The sequence below is a fragment of the Streptomyces sp. NPDC057486 genome (assembly GCF_042802415.1).
Classification (GTDB): Bacteria; Actinomycetota; Actinomycetes; order Streptomycetales; family Streptomycetaceae; genus Streptomyces; species Streptomyces yanii.
Genome location: NZ_JBHVEE010000311.1, coordinates 1 through 1,726, shown reverse-complemented (window position 1 = coordinate 1,726; position 1,726 = coordinate 1). Strand labels below are relative to the sequence as shown.

Here is a 1,726-nt window from a genome sequence, read left to right as displayed (position 1 = left end):
GCCCAGTCGTAGAGCCGTGGTCCCTTGGCGCCGTTGCCGCAGGACAGGCGTTGCCATGCCTCGGGCGGGGCCTGGCCGATGAGGTGGTCGATGCGGGGGCCGTGGACCTGCTGCGAGCTGCACCGGGTGCCGCGGGACGTGCTGCGCCGGGTGCGGCTACTGGTACGACCGGACACAGTGCTCCGCTGGCACCGGGATCTGGTCGCGCGCCGCCACGCGGCTCGTTCCCGCCCGAAGCGTTCGGGAAGGCCGCGGACCGTGCGCTCCATCCGGCTGCTGGTGCTGCGGCTCGCGCGGGAGAACCCCAGTTGGGGATATCGCCGCATCCACGGTGAACTCCTCGTCCTGGGCGTGAAAGTGGCCGCCTCCACCGTCTGGGAAATCCTGAAGGACGCCGGCATCGACCCGGCACCCGGGCGCGCTACGAGCACGTCGGCAGACTTCCTGCGCTCCCAGGCCGACGCCCTGCTGGCCTGCGACTTCCTGGAGGCGGTCACCCTGTCCGGGGCGCGGCTCTATGTCTTCGCGGTGATCGAGCACGCCAGCCGTCGGATCCGGATCCTTGGCGCCACCGCCCACCCCACCGCCACGTGGGTGACGCAGACCGCGAGGAACCTCGTCATGGACCTTGAGGACGCCGACTGCCGCGCGAAGAGAGGGCAGCCCGCCCCACGTCGGAGGTGCTGCGCAGGGTGAGGTTGCTGGTGCGTCCGGATACGGTGCTGCGCCGGCACCGCGATCTGGTCGCACGCCGTCACGCTGCCGCTTTCCGGCCGAAGTGCTCCGGAAGGCCGCCGACCGTGCGCTGTATCCGGTTCTTGGTGTTGCGGCTTGCGTGGGAGAATCCCGGTGGGGGGTATCGCCGCATCCATGGCGAACTCTTCGTTTTCGGGATCAAGGTGGCCGCCTCCACCGTCTGGGAGATCCTCCAGGAGGCTGGGATCGACCCGGCACCGGAACGCGCTTCAGCACGTGGGCGGATTTCCTGCGCTCCCAGGCCGACGCCTTGCTGGCGTGCGACTTCCTGGAGACGGTCACGCTGTCCGGGGCGCGCCTGTACGTGTTCGCGGTGATCGAGCATGCCAGCCGGCGGATCCGGATCCTCGGCGCCACCGCGCACCCGAGCGCCTCCTGGGTGACGCAGACAGCGGAGAGTCTCGTCATGGACCTCGAAGACGCCGGCGCCGGGCACGGTTCCTGATCCGGGACCGCGATGGGAAGTTCCCCTCGCTGTTCGACGCGGTTCTCGCCGAGGTGGGATCGAGGTGGTGCCCAGCGGGGTGCGGATGCCGCGCATGAACTCGATCATGGAAGGGTGGGTGCAGACCTGTCGGCGCGAGTTGCTGGACCGTACCTTGATCTGGAATCAGCGGCACCTGCTGCACGCTCTACGCGAGTTCGAGGACTTCTACAACTCCCATCGGCCCCATCAGGGCATCGACAACGCCCGCCCTCTGCACCCGTTGCCGGTCCCGATCAGCGATCTGGAGCAGATCGCTCGCCTCGACGTGCGGAGACGTGAACGGCTCGGCGGCATCCTCCACGAGTACCAACATGCCGCATGACCTGCGCGGATGAGGTTTTCGGCAGGCGCAGCGTCGAACCTGGTCACGGGGCCTCGAAATTGGTCACGGCTAGTGTCTTGTGATTCCGTCAGCATTACTTGATCTTGTGTGGCAGGGTCTCTTGGTATGGAGCTGTCCGTGGAACAGGCCGCCGAGTTGCG

2 pseudogenes are annotated in these 1,726 nt (G+C 68.0%); both read left to right on the top strand.

Annotation, left to right across the window (positions count from 1 at the left end):
• Nucleotides 1-78 precede the first annotated feature (78 nt).
• Nucleotides 79-654 (top strand): annotated as a pseudogene (locus tag ACFU6I_RS48555) (integrase); the annotation flags it as partial.
• Nucleotides 642-1,565 (top strand): annotated as a pseudogene (locus tag ACFU6I_RS48550) (integrase core domain-containing protein). The pseudogenes ACFU6I_RS48555 and ACFU6I_RS48550, both read left to right, overlap by 13 nt.
• Nucleotides 1,566-1,726 lie beyond the last annotated feature (161 nt).